Here is a 17,444-nt window from a genome sequence, read left to right on the forward strand (position 1 = left end):
TTCGAAGGAGACAGAGCAGAGTGCTCACAGGAGTATCACACGTCGGGTGCACAGTTCCCGACATCGCCGCGGCCGTGGAGTTCTACTCCCAACTGTTCGGTACCGCACCGGAAATACGCCGGACCTACGAGGAGCCGTACACGTCCGAACAGGTCGGATATCAGGACACCAGGCTCGATATCGCGATATTCCGCATTCCGGGTAGTACTGTGCGGCTCGAACTCATCGAATACCTCAACCCCACAGGGGTTCCCGTGGATCTCGAAACCAAGAACCCCGGAACCGCCCACCTGTGCCTGACCGCAGACGACCTCGGCACAGAATTCGACCGGCTGTGTGCGCTGGGCGCCGCACCACGCAGTACCGGTCCGGTCACGATTACATCCGGCCCCAATGCGGGCCGTCGCGTGGCGTACTTCCGTGACCCGCACGGATTCACCATCGAAGTCCTCGAGATCCGGAGCTGAGCCACGATGCGTGTTGCTACTGTGCGCGGGCGGCTGAGCATTCTCACACCCGCGGGCGCCGTCGATGTGAATCGCACCTCGGCCGGGCTCTTCGACCCCGACCCCCAGTCCGTCTACGCTCGGTGGGATGAATTCGTCGCGTGGTGCGACACCGCCGACTTCGCAAGCGGCGAGCCGTATGATCGTGCCGACCTCGGACCACCCGTTCCCCGACCTGGGCAGATCATTGCCGTCGGCCTCAACTATCGCGACCACGCACGTGAATCGGGTCTGGATGTGCCCGAGCGTCCCACCGTGTTCACCAAGTTCGCGAGCTGCCTCACCGGGCCCTACGGCGACATCCGGATACCGCTCGACGGGCACACCGACTGGGAGGTCGAACTCGTCGCCGTGGTCGGCCGTACGACACACCGCGTGGCCGAATCCGATGCCTGGAGCCACATTGCCGGGTTGACCGTCGGCCAGGACCTCTCCGAGCGGATCATGCAACTCGACGGTCCCGCGCCGCAGTTCAGCCTCGGCAAATCATATCCCGGTTTCGGCCCCATCGGCCCCTGCGTCGTAACGACCGACGACTTCGACAATCCGGAGGATCTGGAGTTGCGCTGCACGCTCAACGGTGAGCTCGTCCAACTCGGACACACCCGCGATCTGGTGTTTCCGCTGGCACGGTTGGTGTCGATACTGTCGCGAACGCTAACCTTGTGGCCGGGTGACCTCATCTTCACCGGTACGCCCGCCGGTGTCGGCATGGGGAGATCGCCGCAGCGATGGTTGCGCGCCGGCGACGAGTTGGTCAGTCATATCACCGGCATCGGTGAACTGCGCCATCGGATTCTGACGTGACCGGCGGCGCGGAACAGCGGGAAAAGTTCTCCCTCTGGCGGTCATCCGCCACTGGTGTGGGTCGAGCGCACCGGCGGAGTCGTCTCACCGATCCCGAACCGTCCGGGCAATCCGACGGCGCGATTCGCCGGTGACGAACGCCGTGCCCTGTCGGCAGCGCTCGATGATGCTGCCGACAGGGCACGGCGGACGAGGTCACGTTCGGCCGGTGCCGGACGGACTCGCACTGATCAACGGCCACAATCCCCGCTCACCGGCCGCGGCGGCCGCGGTCGCGACCTGCAGGTCCCAGAAGCGCACCGAGCCGTATTCTCCGCGCCACGCCAGTAGCCGGTTGGTGAACACATGGAGATCGTGCTCCTCGGTGAACCCGATCGCCCCCAGGCACTGGTGCGCGCCCCGCACCACCGTTGCCGCCGCGTGTCCCACACACGAACGCGCGGCGGCAATCACGAACCTACTGCCGGAATCGGCGAAGCCACACGCATCTGCGCGAGCGACGGCCGCATCGACAGCTGCCTGCGCCAGCGTCGCCTCGGCCGCCATATCGGCGGCCATGTGCTGGATCGCCTGAAACTTCACCAGCGGCCTACCGAACTGCTCGCGAACGGTCACATGGTCGACAACCATGTCGATCACCCGTGACATGGCGCCGCATGCCATCTGGGCCCGGGCCAGTGCACCCCGGTATCGGAACCGGGTCACGATATCCGCCGACACCTCGACGCCGCCGATCGCGGCAACATCGACCCGGATGTGGTCGCGAGGCTCGCACGCAATATTGGCGCCGTCGTGAACGGTGAACCGGCCGTGGGCGATATCCGCCATCCGCCAGCTGTCGCCGACAGGCCACAGCAGGACAACGGAATCGGCATAACGGGCCCATGGCACATCGGACGCCACGCCGTCGGGAGCCGCGATCGCGGCGGTCCGAATATATTCCGGTCCATCGCCCTGGCGCGGACAGTCACCGGACTCGAGCAGCCACTCTGCCAGAAGGTCGTGCTCGGCCACGGGCACCCGGGCAGCATATTCGCCCAGTGCCCGCAGCAATACCGCCGATTCCGTCCAACCGGCCCCGGCGCCGCCGTGCTCTTCGGTCCCGGTGAGCCGAGTCATCCCCAGCGCGTGTAGCCGACCCCACACCACTCGATCGATGGGCTGAGGGCCCCGCACCAGCTCCGATGAGCGCAGTATCCGAGCGAGCGTATCCGCGAGCACGGCCATTTCGGTACTGTCGAGACCGTTCGCGCTCATCGCAGCCCCAATCCCCGCGCGATGACACCCCGCAGAACTTCGCTGGTGCCGCCGCGCAGCGTGAACCCGGGCCGCTGCAGCAAACCGGATCGCACCAGGTCCACCAGCCGCGGTCCCATGACGGTGCCGGCTCCGACGAGTTCGTCGGCCAAGTCGGCGATATCGCCTTCGGTGCGGGTGCCGAGCACTTTTACCACCGCGGCGCCCACCCCGGCATCATCGTTGCGTTCCAATGCCACCGATACAGCACGCGAAAGGTGGTGCAGACCGAATACCCGGGCCACCGCCGCACCCACACGCGGCTCTACCGAGCCGGTCTCGTCGTCCATCGCCGCGGCTATACCCGCCAGCGTGCCGAATGTGGACAGAAAGCGCTCCGGACCGCTGCGCTCGTAACCGAGCTCGGCGGTCACCTGGGTCCAACCGCTACCGACGGCGCCCAGCACCATATCGTCCGGGACGAACACATCGTCGAAGTGCACCTCGTTGAAATGGTGCCGGCCTGCCATCGACAGGATGGGCCGGACCCGAACCCCGGGGGAATCCAGTGCAACGATCAACTGGCTCAATCCGTCGTGGCGCCGGTCCGGTACCGCGTCCTCGGTGCGCACCAGAGCGAACAGCGCGTCGGCACGGTGTGCGCCGGTGGTCCACAGCTTCGTGCCGGTGACCCGCCAGCCCCCATCGGCTCGGACAGCCCTGGTGCGCACACCGGCCAGATCGGAACCCGCCTCCGGCTCGCTCATACCGATCGCCCAGTAGATCTCTCCCCGAGCGATTCCCGGGAGATACCGCTGCTTCTGTTCTTCGGTGCCGAACCGCAACAGGGCCGGCGCGGCCTGCCGATCGGCCACCCAGTGTGCCGCCACGGGCGCACCGGCGGCGAGCAGTTCCTCGGTGACGACGAAGCGCTCCACGAAACCACGACCCGCACCGCCGTAGCGGGGTGGGATGGTCATCCCCACCCACCCCCGTTCGCCGAGTGTGCGGCTGAAGGCCGGATTCCATGCGGTGGACCAGGAGTCGATCCCCGGCACGAATACACCGGAAGCGATCTGGTCGTCTACGAATTCCCGGACCGCGCGGCGGAGGTCACCCAGTTCCGGGGACTCCGGTCCGGCCGCCGGTACCAGGGGTGGACACAGGGACGCACCCCGCTGCGAGGGGGTCACAGGCGTAGGTCCTTGGCGATGATGGTCTTCATCACTTCGCTGGTGCCTCCATAGATCCGGTTCACCCGGGTATCGGCGTACAGGCGGGCGATCGGGTACTCGGTGATATAACCGTATCCCCCGTGCAATTGCAGACATTTGTCCACTACGCGGCCCGCCATCTCGGTGCAGTGCAGCTTGACGCGCGCCGCATCCGCGACCGTCAGTTCGCCACGATCGTGCAGTTCCAGGGCGTGATCGGCGTACACGCGGGCGGCCTGCGTCTCGGCCGAGCATTCGGCGAGGACGAACTTGGTGTTCTGAAAGCTTGCCACAGGCTGCCCGAACACGGTGCGATCCTTGACGTAGGAGGTGGCGTGCATTATCGCGGCCTCGGCCATGGCCACCGCGCCCAGCGCAATGGCCAGCCGTTCTTGGGGGAGGTTGTGGGTCAGGTAGCCGAACGCGGCTCCCGGCTCGCCGAGCAGGTTCTCCACCGGTACCACCACGTCCTGGTAGACGAGCTCCGTGGTGTCCTGCTGGTGCAGCCCGATCTTCCGTAGCTGTCGGGCCACCGTGAATCCGGGCGTCGCGGTGGGCACGCACAGGATGGAGAGCCCGGCGCGCCGGTCGGCAGGGTCGAACGGCGACGTGCGGCATACGGTGAGCACGAGATCGGATACCGCGCCACCGGTGATGAAGGTCTTGGCGCCGTTGACAACGTAGTGCTCACCGTGCTCGTCGAGTTTCGCGGTGGTCGAGATATTCGCCAGATCCGACCCTGTGCCGGGCTCGGACATGGCGATCGACATCATCAGGTCTCCGGAGGCGAATCCCGGCAGCCAGCGCTGCTTCTGTTCGTCCGTGGCGTAGGCCAGCAGGTAAGGCAGGATCAGGCAGGTGTGCACCGAGAACTGGCCGAAAGAAACGCCCGCGCGCGCTACCTCTTCGTAGACGATGGCGTTGTACTTGAAACTCACCGCGCCACCACCGCCGTACTCGTCCGGCACCTGGTTGCCGAGCACTCCCAGTTCACCGAGTCGGGCATAGAATTCGCGCGGCGGGTGGCCGAGTCGATCCCAATCGTCACGGTAGGGCTGGACTTCCCGCACGATGAATTCGCGTAGCATGCGCCGGAAATCCTCGTGCTCGGACTCGAAGATCGTCCGTTCCATTCTTATTCCCCTCTATCCGATCGGTCCGTTCACCGGTGGCCCCGGTTCAACGGCCGGTGAAATGCGGGCGCTGTTCGGCCCGTAGCGCCGCCAGTGCCGCACGGTGGTCTTCGGTGGTATGTGCCAATGCCTGTAGGGACGCGGAAAGCTCCAGCAGGCTGTCCAGGTCCTGCCGTCTGCTCTCCCGCAGCAGATGTTTGGTCAGCCGAACCGCGCGGGGCGGATGCATCGCGATCGTCGCGGCGATCGCCTCGGCACAGGCGAGCAGGCCCTCCGGTGCGACGACCTCGGAGACCATGCCCCAGTCGAGCGCGGTGGTCGCGTCGACCTTCTCTCCTGTCAAGAGCATCTGAGTCGCTCGCGCGAATCCGATCACGCGGGGCAGGAAGTAGGCACCGCCGTCGCCGGGGACCAAGCCCAGCTCCACGAAGCTCCCCGCGAAGTAGGCGTTCGAAGCCGCCACCCGGACATCACACATCATCGCCAGATCACACCCGGCGCCGATGGCCGGCCCGTTGACCGCGGCGACGATCGGTACCTCGCAACCGTAGACAGCGCGGGCCAGACGTTGGATTCCGGATCGATAGCCGTCACGCAGTTCGGACGGCGACCGGCCGAACAGCCCGGTCCGCTGGGCCATATCCTTGATATTGCCGCCCGCACTGAACACCGGTCCCGCTCCGGTCAATACGACCACCCGGGTATCGATATCGGAATTCGCCCTGTCCGTGAGCTGGACGAACCGTTCGATCACCGCATCATCGGATATCGGATTGCGGCGGTCGGGCATGTTCAGCGTCCAGATCCGTAACGGACCCCGGCAGGCTTCGGCGACCACATCCGCCGATTCGGTCCGGCCGGTCATCCGATTTCCGATCCGACCACCGCTATGAAACTCAGGCAGTCGCCCGGTCTGCCACCCATGTTGTGGGTCAGCGCCCGGGTGCGGCTGCCCGTGCGGATGCTGTCTATCTGTCGCTCCGGCGGAGCTTCCTCCCGGAGCTGCAGCCAGCATTCGAACAGCATCCGCAGACCCGATGCACCGATCGGGTGTCCGAAGCTCTTCAAGCCGCCGTCCGGGTTGACGGGGATCTCCCCCGTCAGGTCGAAGGCGCCTTCCAGCACATCGCGCCAGCCACTTCCGCGCTCGCTGAGGCCGAGATCTTCGGTGAGGACCAGCTCTGTCGGGGTGAAGCAATCGTGCACTTCGGCGAGGGCCAGCTGCGTCCGGGGATCGGTTATTCCGGCCTCCCGGTAGGCGCGCGCCGCACATGCGACGACTTCACGGAAGGTCGTGTAGTCGTAGTCCGGGTCCATTCCACCGTCCCCCGGTCCGGCGACCAGGGACAAACTCTTCACGAACAGAGGCCGATCGGTGTAATCGTAGGCCCGCTCCGCCGGCACGAGGATCGCGGCGGCCGACCCATCCGACACTCCGGAGCAATCCAGCACGCCGAGCATCCCGGAGACCGTGGGGCTATCGCGGATGGCGTCCATCGTCAGCTCCTTGCGGAACTGCGCCCGTGCGTTGCGCGCCCCGTTGTAATGGTTCTTCCAGGCGATTCGGGTGAGGACCTCTTTCATCAGCTCGTCGTCCAGCGCATTGGCCTCGGCGTAGGCGGGCGCCAGCAGGCCGAAGGCGCCGGGGGCGGTGATACCGGCGACCGTTCCGTCGTGCGGGGCGGGATTGCTCGTCAGACCCGAATACCCTGAATCCTTGAGCTTTTCGACCCCGATGGCCATCACCACATCGAATGCGCCGGAGGCCACCGCGTAACACGCGTTGCGGAAGGCATCGGACCCGGTTGCGCAGAAGTTCTCCACCCGTGTGACGGGCTTGTAGTCCAATTTCAGGGCGCGCGACAACAACTGCCCCGAGTAGCCCGCTCCCATGGTGCCGAGCCAGTAGGCGTCGATGTCCTGCGGATCCACCCCGGCCGAGGCGGCGGCGGCCTGATGAGCCTCGATCAGCAGATCGTCGGCGCCCTTGTCCCAGTGTTCCCCGAAGGCCGTACAGCCCATTCCGATTATCGCCACCTTGTCGCGAATTCCGTGTGTCGGCATGGTCATCCCTCGTTCGAAATCCGGCGGTCGCGGCACGGACGCGCCTTCCAGAAGTAGTTGTGCACACCATCGGAGGTGGTGTAGAGCCGTCGGAAGGTCATCTCGACCCGGTCGCCGATCCGCAGCGAATCGTCGTCGATATCGGTGACCTCGCACACCAGTCGGCCGCCACCGGGGAAATCGACAACCGCACCGGTCAGTGGCGGATTCATGCTGTATGCAAGCCGGTCCGCCTGGAATGTGGTGACGACACCCCATTCGCCGGCGATCCGATCCCGCCTCATTCGGTCGACGCTGTGGCAGGAGCGGCACACCCGACTCGCGGGAAGGTGCCGGGTGTCGCACACCGTGCAGCGCGATCCCACCAGCCCGAATTTCCACCCGGCGTTCCGCGCGGCGGGTGGACCGGCGGGACGGTCCGGATCGGGGCGCCGCGGCGGTTCGGGCCGGAGATGCCCACGCCATATCAGTGCGCGGTGATAATCGATCTCCCTGCCGTCGGCGATCTGCTCGGAAGCCGTGCCCACTACACGGTCATCACGCCAGCGCGGCAATACATCCGTGGCTCGCAGGATGAGCGCATCGGCACCGTCACCCAGGTGGACCAGCAGGATCAGCTCATCCGGCTGAGCCTCGTCCAGCGCCGTGGCCAGCAGAAATCCCGGTTCGGCGGTACCGGTGACGCCGATGGCGTCGGCCCGGTCGGGCACGACCGTCGCCTCTCCACGCAGTTCACGGGTCACCACCGCCACCGCCCGTCGGTGCATTCCGGCGACGGCGATGCGGCCGATCGCCGTGCGGTCGGTGCCGGATTCGTCCAGCGCCGCCCGCACCGCCTGCCCGGCGAGTTCGACGTATCGGTCCACGGCGAAGCGCTCTTCCCACAGGTGGCCGGCCGACTCGCCGGGAATCCGCCAGCGATCGAGGAACTCGGCTGTGGCGGCGCCCCGGCCGATGAGCTCGGCGATCACCTCCGTACCGGAGTCGAACACCACGGCGGCGGCTCCGTCTCCACCGATCCGTTCATCCACCGAACCCGGTAGCCCGGTGCGGATATCGGACAGCACCGCGAGGGTCGTGCGGCCGGCCGCGGCGGCATCGGCGGCCGCAGTCAGCGCGCCCATCCCCGAGCGACAGGCACCCATCAGGTCGTAAGCCGACACCGTGGGTTCGAGATCGAGCGCCGCGTGCACGACGGCAGCGTTGGTCTTGTCCGTGTACGCGGGGAGTGCGCTGGCGAAGACGATACCGCGGATATCGACGCCGGGGATGAGCGCCGTGGTCGCTGCCTGCACCCCCATCGAGGTGGTGTCCTCGTCGTATCCGGCAACGCTTCGTGTTCCGCGACCGGCGGACGTACCCAGGGCGGCACCGATCTGCGCGCGAGCGAGTCGCCAACGCGGGACGTGCACCCCGTAGGAACTGATTCCGACAGTTGTCGTCATCCCAGCTTCTCCTCCGCTGCTCGGCCGGCAGATTCGTAGGTGTCCGGCAACCGGAAATCGGCCTCCCCCGAGACGGCGATCCCACCCGCATGTCGACGACATTCGAGCCGGACACGGACCTGTATTCCGGTGCCGGCATCGTGGACGTCGGTGACCTCCCCGGTGCAGACCAGTACGTCGCCGGGCCACACCTGTTCTATGAACCGCGTCTTGTAGCGGCGGATATTGACCGCCCCCAACCAGTCGGTAGCGAAGGTGGCCAGCAGCGCGGCCTGGAGCATCCCCATTGAGAACGGCCCGGCGAAACCCGCCGCGCGGGCCGCGGTGACATCGTGGTGCAGCGGGTTGAAGTCACCTGACGCACCGGCGTAGCGGACGATATCGGTCATGGTGATCGGACCGAATGTCCGCTCTTCCGGGCGATCACCGAGCGATATCCGTCCCGGCGCTGTCATGATCCGTTCTCCGTGGAGGTCGGGGCCTGTGCCGTCTGGACCGCGGTCGACCGCTGCTGGGCAACGAGCTTGCCGTCCCGGTCGCGAAAGTCGGTAACGGTCGTGACGAACGTCAACCGTCCACCGCGGCGACCGTGCTTCTCGATACGATCGGCGAGGTGCGCCGTCGCAGTCAGCACGGTCCCCGCCCGCGGCGGACCGTCCGGAAACAGGTATTCCTGTTCGGCGTGCAGGGTGCGTTGCGGATCCAGCCCGTGCGCCACCGCGTGCCGGGACTCCTCGGTCTGCCAGAAGTAGGCCGCGGTGGTCAGGAAAGTCGGTGGGATGATCGGTTCATCCCCCCGGTAGCTCGGGTCGGTGTTCATGGCCGCCGTGGCGAACTCGCCGATCTTGCCGTGCTCGAGCCGCACCGGATAAGCAGAAAATCGGGTCACGTCAGGCCCTCCTCACGGTTCCGGGCGGCGGCCGCCATGTGCGAACCCAGTCGTGGCGGTTCGGGCCGTGCCGGCATCGTCGCCATCGCCGCGGCCAGTTCGTCGACTGTCCACCGCGCGGAGCTGTCGACCTGTTCGGCCACCGACCACCCTTCGTACCGGCCGACCATCCCGCCCAACACCCGGAAGACCTGTCCGGTGAACGGGCAGTCGGCAGCCGCCAGCACGCCGATCAGTGGCGAGATATTCGCCGGGTGCCAGATATCGAATTCCTGACCGATGGACTCCACCATCACCTGACCGAGCCCAGGTGTTGCTTCTGTCAATCGGGTACGCGCAACCGGTGCGATGCAGTTGACCCGCACCCGGTACCGCTCGAGCTCCTGGGCGGCGATCAGCGTCAGCGCCGCGATACCGGCCTTCGCCGCGCCGTAGTTCGCCTGTCCGGGATTGCCGTGCAGACCCGACCCGGAAGAAGTGTTGACGAGTGAACGATCGATTCGGACACCGCGTTTCACCCGCGCACGCCAATACTCCGCGGCGTGCCGGGTCACCGCAAAGGTGCCCTTGAGATGGACCTCGACGACGGAGTCGAATTCTGATTCGCTCATTGTGACCAACGGACGGTCCCGCAGGATGCCGGCGTTGTTCACGACGATGTGCAGATCACCGAACTCTTCGACGGCGGTCTCGACGATCCGGCGGGCACCCGCCCAATCGCTGACGCTGTCGCTGTTGGCGACAGCGCGGCCACCGGCGGCCACGATCTCTTCCACGACCCCCCGGGCGGCGGAATCGTCACCGCCCGCACCGTCGGAACCACCGCCTACGTCGTTCACTACCACGTCGGCGCCCTGGGCAGCCAGCAGCAGTGCGTGCTCGCGGCCGAGACCACGGCCTCCGCCGGTCACCACGGCCACTCGCCCGGTCAGTTTTGCCATGTCTTCCTCTCAGTTCGCTGCCGGGACCGGCAGCTGGACACTCTTGGTCTGGAGAAAGCCCTCCAACCCCCAGGCGCCGAGTTCGCGACCGTACCCGGATTGCTTGTAACCGCCGAACGGGGCGAACGGGTTGAAGGGCGCGCCGTTGATCTCCACCTGTCCGGCCCGGATTCGACGGGCCACACTCATGGCACGCTCCTCGTCGCCCGACGAAACCGCCGCGCACAGTCCGAAAGGCGTGTCGTTCGCCAATTCGATCGCCTGCTCCACTGTGTCGTAGACCTGCAGGCACAGCACTGGCCCGAAGATCTCCTCTCGGACGATCGCCATGTCCGGTGTGGTCTCGCTGAACACCGTCGGCTGTACGTAGTAACCGTGTTCGAAACCGTCCGGGCGCCGAGCACCGCCCGCGAGCAGCCGAGCGCCCGCGGCGGTTCCGGCTTCGATATAGCCCAGTACCTGTTCGCGCTGCGCGGCCGACACCACCGGGCCGATCCCCAGGCAGAACGGGACCTGCCGCAGGTGGTCGGCGAATTCGACCGGATCGGCCGGTCCGGTGGCCGTGGACGGATCCACCGGCCGGTGGTTGGCCACCCCCGCGACCACCATCTCCTCGATCTCACCGAGTCGGTTGCGCGGCACGAGCATTCGCGATAGGGCGGTGCACGTCTGCCCCGCGTTGAGGAAGGCCTTCAGCAGTCCGTTGCTCACGGCGGCCGGTAGATCGGCATCGTCGAGAATGAGGTTCGGCGATTTACCGCCCAATTCGAGATGCACCTGTTTCACCGTCGCACCGGCCAGTTCGCTCACACGCCGACCGGCCGCCGTGGAACCGGTGAGACTCACGACGTCCACTCCCGGATGGGAGACCAACCGCTCCCCCACCTCCGCACCGGTTCCGAACACGATATTGAGCACGCCGTCGGGAAGCCCGGCCGCGATCGCGGCCTCGGCCAGGATCACGGCATTCAGCGGTGCGACAACGCTCGGTTTGAGCACGACTGTGCATCCCACCGCCAGCGCCGGCGCTACCTTGGCCGCGATCTGATGTAGTGGATAGTTCCACGGGGTGATGGCGGCGACCACACCTGCCGCCTCCCGCAGCACTCTCGAGTTGCCGACCCGGTGTTCCCACCGCACCTCGGCGAGCAGTCGGGATTGGCTCCCGAAGGTGGCCAGGGGGAATCCCACCTGCACCGCATCGCTGAACGACGCGGGCGAACCGACTTCGGCGGTAATGGTTTCCGCAATTCTCGTGCGCTCGGTTCCGAGTCGCTCAGTGAACGCGTCGAGGATTTGCGCACGCTCGGTATACGGCCGGGCCGACCATTCCGTCAGTGCGCCGGCCGCCGCGGCTACCGCGGCATAGACCTCGTCGCGCCCACCGGCCGGCACCCGGCCGATGGGCGCCTCGGTCGCCGGATCGATCACCACAAGGTGACCCGAGCCGGCGCCCGACCATTCGCCGGCGATGAAGTGAGCTGCGGGATGGAGCGACATAGACCCTCTGTTCACTTGACTTGGTCGCTTGACACAGTCGATTGAACGTCGAGGTACAAGCAATGTCAACCCCTGACAGGGGGAGGTGCCGAGCAAACCCGGGCGCTCGAAGTTGTACACTTGACAAGTTCAGGTGACCTGAAACTGATCCGACTTTGGAGAGTGGCGTGGCACATATCGCACTGGATGACCGGCGCCGACAGATCGTCGACGCCGCGGTGGAAGTGATGGCAACCGAGGGGCTGGCGCGCACGACGACCAGGCGAGTGGCCGAGCGCGCGAACGCCCCGCTGGGCGCACTGCACTACTCGTTCCGCAACAAGGAGGAGCTGATCCACCTGGTCATGGATCGCGGCGCGGAAACGCTGGTCGAGTGTTTCCGGATCGTCGATCCCGATCAGGGCATGGAACTCACGATCCGGTCGTGCATCGCGGCGATGTGGAACTGGTATCAGCAGAACATCGGCCTACAGATGGCACTCACCGAATTCGGTATGACACGAATCCGGCGAGGTGGCGACCCGAAGGAGGTATACGCGATCTGGGGGCCGTTCGGCCAGGACCTCTTGCACGACAACCTACGCCGCGCCGCCGAGATCGAGCCGGTGCCCCCGAGGGTGCCGGTGGACGACATCGCGCGCTTCATCCTGCACCGATTCGACGGATTGACGCTGGAATACGCAGCGTCACTGGACCGTGACGCCTGCCGACGTCAGGTCGATCTACTCGCCGAGGCGCTCATCAAGGTGGCCCTGCGCGATTGAATCGACCCCGGCCGATACGACTCGCCCGGATCGCCCACCGGCGATCCGGGCGCTTGCGCGACTCCCTCGGTCAGGCCATCACGCGCGGAGCGGAGGTCGGCGGTGGCTCCACGGCAAAGCCTGCTCGAGCTGGGAGCCGACACGGAAGAGCACATCCTCGCGACCGTAGGCGGCGGCGAGTTGCACACCCTGGGGCATACCATCCGACCGCTGGTACAGCGGTAGTGAGATCGCCAGCTGCCCGGACACATTGAACACTACGGTGTTCTGCAGGAGCCACATCGCGACGGACTCCGACGGGTTCTCCTCGGACGAGGTCAACTCCCCGATCTTCGGTGCGGGCACCGGGATCGTCGGCGTCAGCAGCAGATCCCAGCCGTCGTCCTCCCACCAGCTCTCGATCTCCCTGGCCTGGGTGCGCAGGGCGTCGATACCGGCCGCGTACTGGATACCCGAGACCTTCCGCCCCTGCTCGACGTACCCCCAGGTAGCGGGCTCCATATCCGCAGCGGTCAACGGCCGGCCGATCTGCTCACCGAGCCAGTCGATCTCCCGCGCGATGACGACACCGACCGATCCGAACCAGTCCAGCGGCCAGAACCCCTTCTCGAATGTGGCGGGGTACCCGTCGGAGACATCGTGCCCGAGATCGGCCAGCGCATCGGCCACCGCCCGCGTCGCGGCGACGGCTTCAGGGTCGACCGTGAGGCCTCCTGTCGGGTCACCGGTCATCACACCGATCCGCAACCGACCCGGATCGGCACCGATCTCCTGGACGAACGGGCGTAACGGCGGCGGCGCACAGTAGGCGTCACCGGGCCGGTGCCCGCTGACGATATCCAGTGCGGCGGCCTGGTCACGGACCGATCGGGTCAGGAAGCCGTCCACTGCGTTACCCGAAACACAATCCGACTCCACGACATAGGGGCCGCATGACACCCGTCCGCGAGAAGGCTTGAGCCCCACCACGCCGCACTGACTGGCCGGGCTGCGCATCGAACCGCCACCGTCGTTACCGTGCGCGATCGCCACCATCTCGGCCGCCACGGCCGCGGCGGACCCCCCACTGGAGCCCCCGGAGGAGCGATCGGTGTCCCAGGGGTTGCGACAGGGCCCCCAGGCCACCGGCTCCGTCGAGGCATGCATCGCCATCTCCGATGTACTCGCCTTGCCGATCAGCACGAATCCGGCCTCGCGCATACGCTCGACGAACCAGGAATCGTAGGTCGAACGGAACCCCGCCTCCTTCACACCGGCGATTCCGGCGGCGTAGGGGTCACCCTTCGAGTGCATGGTGATGTCTTTGAGCAGGTACGGAACCCCGGCGAACGGCGCGTCCGGATCGACCTCGGCGGCCTCGGCACGCGCCTTGTCGTAGGTTTTCACGATTACGGCGTTGACCTCCGGATCGATCCGATCGATCCGATCGATCGCCTCCTCCACCAGATCGCGCGGGGTAACCTCACGCCGATGCACCCGTGCGGCCAGATCGGTTGCGTCCCAAGGGTTGTCTGTCATCGATTTCTCACTATTCCTCGTATCGAACGACTGGTTCGTGGTGTGCGGTTCACTGCAGTGCCACACCGACATCGATCAGATGGCGGGTGCCGGTCACACCCCGGGCTTCGTCGGACACCAGGTACGCCACTGCGTTCGCGATGTCCTCGGCCTCGAGGGGCCCCATCGGCAATGCGGTGATCGACCGCGCCGCCTCCTCGAAGTCCTCCCGTCCCGGCTCGGCGAGATCGGGCCGGAAGGCCCGGTAGGTCGGGTCATTGAGAACCATCGGTGTCAATACCGTTCCCGGGTGTACGGTATTGACACGAATACCCTGCGCACCGAGCTCTTTGGCGAGCACCCGCATGAGCGCGACCAGTCCCGCCTTCGCGGCACTGTAGTGGCCGAGCCGTTCGAACGGTCGTTCCGTCGCACCCGAACTGATGATCACCACCGATCCGCCCCGACCACCGGATATGACGTGTGGAACGGACACCTTGATCGACTTCCACACCCCGGTGAGATTGATGTCGATCATCTCCTGCCAGGTTTCGACATCCATCTCCAGCGTCGGCGCCGGACTCGAGATACCCGCGTTGGCGACCACGATGTCCAGTCGGCCCAGTTCGGCCACCCCTTTGTCCACCACTGCACCCATCGCGGCTATATCACGAACATCCGCACAGCCATGGACGATCCGGCGTCCGACGGATTCCACCTGACGGACGGTTTCGGCCATATCGGCCGCGGTGGCCAGTGGGTACGGGACGCTGCCGACCCGGCAGCGGTCGTCGATATCCACCGCGATGATGTCCGCGCCGTCCGCCGCCAGCCGACGAGCGTGCGCTCGCCCCTGACCGCGAGCCGCACCCGTGATGAAGGCGACTTTGCCCTCGAGCCGAGCCATGCTGTGTCCTCATTTCCGCGTCGCGCGCGTTGTCTTGTCAATTGACCAAGTCATATGAACAGTCCTTGCAGTATCAGAGCATCGACCTCGACTGTCAAGAGCCTCCGCCGAACCCGAAAATACAACCGGTGAACACGCCGCGAGGTGCTCAAATGCCTCGCATCCAGGGCGTGACGAAAATCCGACTCGATATTGACTCCGAAAACCGGTTGGCGATACTTTGGGTCAAGTGACCATGTCAAATGACTAGACGGACAAGGGAGTGATCGTTGAACCCAGATGTCGATGTGGCCGTGGTCGGCGCCGGGCTGGCCGGCCTCACGGCCGCCAGGCGACTACAGGAGTCCGGGTACTCGGTGGTGGTGTTCGAGGCACGCGATCGGGTTGGTGGCAGAACCTGGACCCGCACGACCGGCAGCGGTGTCGCGGTCGACGTCGGTGGCCAGTGGGTCGGCCCCGGCCAGGACCGAATACTGGCCCTGGCCGAAGAGCTCGGGGTCGACACATTCCCGACGTATTCAGAGGGCACCACTCGCTATCTCATCGACGGCGATCCGGTCAGCGGACTCCCAGCAGTGAGCACCGTGCTCGCCGAGCTCGATCGGATGGCCGCCGAGGTACCGGTGGACGCACCGTGGACCGCTCTGCACGCCGCCGACTGGGATGCCCGGACTCTGCACTCCTGGCTCGTGGAGCAGGCCCCGGACGCCCAGACCTATGAGTTCCTCCGGGTGCTGATCACCGGGATCTTCGCCGCCGAACCGGCGGAGATCTCCCTACTGCACACGGTGGCCTATATCCGCTCCGCCGGGTCGACCACGGCACTCATCGCCGAGGCACAGCAGGCCCGGATGGTCGGTGGCGCTCAGACACTGTCGGATCGAATCGCAGCACACCTGGGAACCGATACAGTCCGGCTCGGACACGCCGTCCACCGGATCCGTAGCCACGGCGATCATGTCGAGGTCTGCACAGCACGAACACGAACGACCGCGCGCCGTATCATCGTCGCGGTCCCGCTCGCCGTCGTCGACCGCATCGCGTTCGATCCGCCCCTGCCCGCTTCCCGGGCGCAATTGCACCAGCGTGTGGCAGCCGGCTCGACCTACAAGGTGCAGTGCCTCTATCGCCGGGCATTCTGGCGCGATCAGGGCTCCAACGGTCGCACATTGTCGAATAGGAGCCCCGTCTCGGTCACCTTCGACAACTCACCGCCGGATGCATCGTCCGGAGTGCTGGTCGGGTTCGTCGAGGCCGACCAGGCCAGAGTGTTCGCCGAGCTGTCCGCCGACGCGCGCCGCACCACCGTCATCGAACGCTTCGTCGAACTATTCGGCCCCGACGCCGCGGACGTACTGGACTACATCGAGATGACCTGGTCGGGCGAGGAGTGGACACGCGGGTGCTACGGCGCCAATTTCGTTCCCGGCGGCTGGACCCGGTACGGCCATCTGCTGCGCACACCCTGTGAGCTGATCCACTGGGCCGGCGCCGAAACAGCGACGGTGTGGATGAACTACATGGACGGCGCGGTTCGGTCGGGCGAACGCGCTTGCGACGAAATCACCACTGCCCTGGCCGGATCCGCCATGCCGGTACCGCACGAACGGATCACCCGAATCGAGGAACACCGATGAGCTCACCACAATTCCTGACATACGGTACCGAAGACGAGGGACGGATCGCCGTCATCACATTGAACAGGCCCGCCCAGCGCAATGCGCAGAACCGCGGCCTGCTGGTGGAGCTCGACGAGGCATTCGGACGTGCCGAGGTGGACGACACCGTCCGGGTGGTCGTCTTGCGCGGTGCAGGACCCGCATTCTCTTCAGGTCACGATCTCGGCTCGGCGCAGGCGCGTCTCGAACGGGAGGCCGGTCCCGCTCAGCATTCCTCCTATGCCGGACACGGCGGCACCCGCCAAGGGACCGAGCGCAGAATGCTCCAGGAATGGCACTACTACTTCGAGAACACCAAGCGATGGCGCAATCTTCGCAAGATCACCATCGCCTCCGTGCACGGGCCGGTGTACGCGGCCGGGTTGATGCTGGCGTGGGCCTGCGATCTGATCGTGGCCGCTTCGGACACGACCTTCGCCGACGTCGTGGCCACGCGGTTGGGCGTCTGTGGGGTGGAGTACTTCGCTCATCCCTGGGAATTCGGCGCGCGGCGCGCGAAAGAACTGCTGCTCACCGGTGATTCGCTCGACGCCGAAGAAGCCCACCGCATCGGAATGGTGGCCAAAGTGTTCGACCGCGAAGAATTGCCGGAGAAGACACTGGAATTCGCGCGACGCATCGCCGCGGTACCGACCGTGACCGCCCTGCTGGTCAAGGAATCGGTGAACCAGACCCTCGACCAGCAGGGCTTCAGCAATGCACTCGCCGCCTGCTTCACTATCCACTCGCTCAACCACTCGCACTGGGCGGAAGTCAATCCCGACGGGCTGCCGCTCGGTACTCGAGCGGCCGGGCTCCCTGATTGGCGCACGGCCGGCCCCGCCCGGCCCGCCCACCGAAACCAGGTTTGATAGGAGCGCCA

At 66.2% G+C, this 17,444-nt stretch carries 17 protein-coding genes; 5 read left to right on the forward strand and 12 right to left on the reverse strand.

Going from position 1 to position 17,444, the window contains the following annotated elements; translation table 11 throughout:
• Positions 1-20 precede the first annotated feature (20 nt).
• Together ON20_RS29865 and ON20_RS29870 are read left to right on the forward strand one after the other, a co-directional pair.
• Complete coding sequence (locus ON20_RS29865; RefSeq protein WP_040841308.1) at positions 21-467, forward strand: VOC family protein; 447 nt, start codon at positions 21-23, stop codon at positions 465-467.
• Between the two features lie 6 nt (positions 468-473).
• A complete protein-coding gene (locus tag ON20_RS29870) occupies positions 474-1,313 on the forward strand; it encodes a fumarylacetoacetate hydrolase family protein (RefSeq protein WP_040841309.1) in 840 nt (279 codons plus the stop codon).
• Between the two features lie 195 nt (positions 1,314-1,508).
• On the opposite strand, the gene ON20_RS29875 is transcribed toward ON20_RS29870, so the two are convergent.
• Genes ON20_RS29875 through ON20_RS29920 form a run of 10 tightly spaced genes read right to left on the reverse strand, consistent with a single transcriptional unit; the run spans position 1,509 to position 11,735 of the window.
• Positions 1,509-2,570 (reverse strand): acyl-CoA dehydrogenase family protein, encoded by a 1,062-nt coding sequence (locus tag ON20_RS29875; RefSeq protein ID WP_040841311.1) that lies wholly within the window; start codon positions 2,568-2,570, stop codon positions 1,509-1,511.
• The gene (locus ON20_RS29880) at positions 2,567-3,715 is read right to left on the reverse strand and encodes an acyl-CoA dehydrogenase family protein (protein WP_040841368.1); all 1,149 of its coding nucleotides are present in this window, start codon (positions 3,713-3,715) and stop codon (positions 2,567-2,569) included. Before ON20_RS29880 ends, ON20_RS29875 begins: the two co-directional genes overlap by 4 nt.
• Positions 3,716-3,738: 23 nt before the next feature.
• The gene (locus tag ON20_RS29885) at positions 3,739-4,896 is read right to left on the reverse strand and encodes an acyl-CoA dehydrogenase family protein (RefSeq protein ID WP_040841313.1); all 1,158 of its coding nucleotides are present in this window, start codon (positions 4,894-4,896) and stop codon (positions 3,739-3,741) included.
• 46 nt (positions 4,897-4,942) lie between these two features.
• Positions 4,943-5,761, reverse strand: a complete 819-nt coding sequence (locus tag ON20_RS29890; protein ID WP_040841315.1) for a crotonase/enoyl-CoA hydratase family protein — start codon at positions 5,759-5,761, stop codon at positions 4,943-4,945.
• A complete protein-coding gene (locus ON20_RS29895; RefSeq protein WP_040841317.1) occupies positions 5,758-6,960 on the reverse strand; it encodes an acetyl-CoA acetyltransferase in 1,203 nt (400 codons plus the stop codon). The genes ON20_RS29890 and ON20_RS29895 overlap by 4 nt, the downstream gene beginning before the upstream one ends.
• A gap of 2 nt (positions 6,961-6,962) precedes the next feature.
• On the reverse strand, positions 6,963-8,405 hold the full coding sequence (locus tag ON20_RS29900; RefSeq protein ID WP_040841319.1) for an OB-fold domain-containing protein: 1,443 nt from the start codon (positions 8,403-8,405) through the stop codon (positions 6,963-6,965).
• The gene (locus tag ON20_RS29905; protein WP_040841321.1) at positions 8,402-8,860 is read right to left on the reverse strand and encodes a MaoC/PaaZ C-terminal domain-containing protein; all 459 of its coding nucleotides are present in this window, start codon (positions 8,858-8,860) and stop codon (positions 8,402-8,404) included. Before ON20_RS29905 ends, ON20_RS29900 begins: the two co-directional genes overlap by 4 nt.
• Positions 8,857-9,294: an FAS1-like dehydratase domain-containing protein gene (locus ON20_RS29910; protein WP_040841323.1), complete on the reverse strand. Its 438-nt coding sequence runs from the start codon at positions 9,292-9,294 to the stop codon at positions 8,857-8,859. The genes ON20_RS29905 and ON20_RS29910 overlap by 4 nt, the downstream gene beginning before the upstream one ends.
• The gene (locus tag ON20_RS29915) at positions 9,291-10,235 is read right to left on the reverse strand and encodes an SDR family oxidoreductase (RefSeq protein ID WP_040841325.1); all 945 of its coding nucleotides are present in this window, start codon (positions 10,233-10,235) and stop codon (positions 9,291-9,293) included. Before ON20_RS29915 ends, ON20_RS29910 begins: the two co-directional genes overlap by 4 nt.
• A gap of 9 nt (positions 10,236-10,244) precedes the next feature.
• Positions 10,245-11,735 (reverse strand): aldehyde dehydrogenase family protein, encoded by a 1,491-nt coding sequence (locus ON20_RS29920; RefSeq protein ID WP_040841327.1) that lies wholly within the window; start codon positions 11,733-11,735, stop codon positions 10,245-10,247.
• A gap of 167 nt (positions 11,736-11,902) precedes the next feature.
• On the opposite strand from ON20_RS29920, the gene ON20_RS29925 reads away from it, so the two are divergent.
• Positions 11,903-12,499: a TetR/AcrR family transcriptional regulator gene (locus ON20_RS29925; protein ID WP_040841329.1), complete on the forward strand. Its 597-nt coding sequence runs from the start codon at positions 11,903-11,905 to the stop codon at positions 12,497-12,499.
• A 78-nt stretch (positions 12,500-12,577) separates the two neighbouring features.
• Here the strand turns inward: ON20_RS29925 and ON20_RS29930 are convergent, their stop codons facing one another.
• Both ON20_RS29930 and ON20_RS29935 read right to left on the reverse strand, forming a co-directional pair.
• Complete coding sequence (locus ON20_RS29930; RefSeq protein ID WP_040841330.1) at positions 12,578-14,017, reverse strand: amidase; 1,440 nt, start codon at positions 14,015-14,017, stop codon at positions 12,578-12,580.
• A 49-nt stretch (positions 14,018-14,066) separates the two neighbouring features.
• A complete protein-coding gene (locus tag ON20_RS29935; protein WP_040841332.1) occupies positions 14,067-14,903 on the reverse strand; it encodes a mycofactocin-coupled SDR family oxidoreductase in 837 nt (278 codons plus the stop codon).
• 269 nt (positions 14,904-15,172) lie between these two features.
• Here ON20_RS29935 and ON20_RS29940 point away from each other — a divergent pair, with 269 nt between their 5' ends.
• The gene (locus ON20_RS29940) at positions 15,173-16,540 is read left to right on the forward strand and encodes a flavin monoamine oxidase family protein (protein WP_083865478.1); all 1,368 of its coding nucleotides are present in this window, start codon (positions 15,173-15,175) and stop codon (positions 16,538-16,540) included.
• On the forward strand, positions 16,537-17,433 hold the full coding sequence (locus tag ON20_RS29945; RefSeq protein WP_040841334.1) for an enoyl-CoA hydratase: 897 nt from the start codon (positions 16,537-16,539) through the stop codon (positions 17,431-17,433). The genes ON20_RS29940 and ON20_RS29945 overlap by 4 nt, the downstream gene beginning before the upstream one ends.
• Positions 17,434-17,444: the final 11 nt, after the last annotated feature.

This window comes from Nocardia brevicatena NBRC 12119 (assembly GCF_000308495.1).
Lineage (GTDB): Bacteria > Actinomycetota > Actinomycetes > Mycobacteriales > Mycobacteriaceae > Nocardia > Nocardia brevicatena.

What these genes read in the sequence shown, in the direction of transcription:
- ON20_RS29870 (WP_040841309.1), top strand. Translation starts at nt 474, where the DNA reads ATGCGTGTTGCTACTGTGCGCGGGCGGCTGAGCATTCTCACACCCGCG.
- ON20_RS29875 (WP_040841311.1), bottom strand. Translation starts at nt 2,570, where the DNA reads ATGAGCGCGAACGGTCTCGACAGTACCGAAATGGCCGTGCTCGCGGAT.
- ON20_RS29885 (WP_040841313.1), bottom strand. Translation starts at nt 4,896, where the DNA reads ATGGAACGGACGATCTTCGAGTCCGAGCACGAGGATTTCCGGCGCATG.
- ON20_RS29890 (WP_040841315.1), bottom strand. Translation starts at nt 5,761, where the DNA reads ATGACCGGCCGGACCGAATCGGCGGATGTGGTCGCCGAAGCCTGCCGG.
- ON20_RS29895 (WP_040841317.1), bottom strand. Translation starts at nt 6,960, where the DNA reads ATGCCGACACACGGAATTCGCGACAAGGTGGCGATAATCGGAATGGGC.
- ON20_RS29900 (WP_040841319.1), bottom strand. Translation starts at nt 8,405, where the DNA reads ATGACGACAACTGTCGGAATCAGTTCCTACGGGGTGCACGTCCCGCGT.
- ON20_RS29905 (WP_040841321.1), bottom strand. Translation starts at nt 8,860, where the DNA reads ATGACAGCGCCGGGACGGATATCGCTCGGTGATCGCCCGGAAGAGCGG.
- ON20_RS29915 (WP_040841325.1), bottom strand. Translation starts at nt 10,235, where the DNA reads ATGGCAAAACTGACCGGGCGAGTGGCCGTGGTGACCGGCGGAGGCCGT.
- ON20_RS29920 (WP_040841327.1), bottom strand. Translation starts at nt 11,735, where the DNA reads ATGTCGCTCCATCCCGCAGCTCACTTCATCGCCGGCGAATGGTCGGGC.
- ON20_RS29930 (WP_040841330.1), bottom strand. Translation starts at nt 14,017, where the DNA reads ATGACAGACAACCCTTGGGACGCAACCGATCTGGCCGCACGGGTGCAT.
- ON20_RS29935 (WP_040841332.1), bottom strand. Translation starts at nt 14,903, where the DNA reads ATGGCTCGGCTCGAGGGCAAAGTCGCCTTCATCACGGGTGCGGCTCGC.
- ON20_RS29945 (WP_040841334.1), top strand. Translation starts at nt 16,537, where the DNA reads ATGAGCTCACCACAATTCCTGACATACGGTACCGAAGACGAGGGACGG.